Source organism: Aeromonas bivalvium, assembly GCF_000819765.1.
GTDB classification, from domain to species: domain Bacteria; phylum Pseudomonadota; class Gammaproteobacteria; order Enterobacterales; family Aeromonadaceae; genus Aeromonas; species Aeromonas bivalvium.
Genome location: NZ_CDBT01000007.1, coordinates 1 through 792, shown reverse-complemented (window position 1 = coordinate 792; position 792 = coordinate 1). Strand labels below are relative to the sequence as shown.

Genomic DNA, 792 nt, shown 5'->3' with positions numbered 1-792 from the left:
GCTCGCGGGCATAGGCCTCCATGCGTTTCTTGGCATTTTCCACGGCGCTGAGCAGAGTCCCTATGTAGGTATCAAATACCAGGGCAGTGTCGAAACTGATGAGCTTGTCGAGGGCACGCAAGACCAGAGAGCGCTCTGTGGCGTTGCTCATCTGTTCGATCAGCACGTCTTCTATCAGGTACTTGAGGGTACAGCTGGCAGAGAGATAGAGCTTGGGTTCCACCCCTATGCGCTTGTGCACCAGCCCTATCCGCAGCCGGCTGTTCACATAGGCATTGTCATAGTGGCCACAGAAGAGTTCCTGTATGTAGCGACGCTGGGCGGTGCGCAGGCGCTGCAAGGTATCCGAATCGCCAATCAACAGGGCAATTTCATCGAACTCCGTCTGTTTTTCGTAAAACTTGCCAACGATGGCATCAAGATTACGTTCAATGAGCGGCTGCTGGGCGGCGAGGGTGTCCAGCTCGGCCTGGCTCAGTTTCAATAGCGCCATGCGTCGCTGGATCTCGATCTCGTTGATATTGAATTGTTCGATCAGCGTTTTTTCGATCAGCATGCTTACCTCTATTCCCCTTGGGCTGGGATCCCGGCCTCTCACCGTGACAGCCTTGTTGATGCCAGGTAAATGTGGATATTGACCATGGAATGAAATTAGCAGCTTTGGGACGGGGTTGCATACCTATCTAATTGATTGATTTATACCAAGTAAGCAGGGCTTGGGGGGCCTGGCCTCGGCTGGGCTGCGGGCCCGTTCCTCGGGCATCCGGCCATGAAAAAAGGCGCCATCAGGCG

At 54.4% G+C, this 792-nt stretch carries 1 protein-coding gene; it reads right to left on the bottom strand.

The annotated features are described in order from the left end of the window. A partial coding sequence (locus tag BN1119_RS20625) for a protoglobin domain-containing protein (RefSeq protein WP_244463660.1) occupies positions 1–556 on the bottom strand: 556 nt, incomplete at its 3' end. Positions 557–792 lie beyond the last annotated feature (236 nt).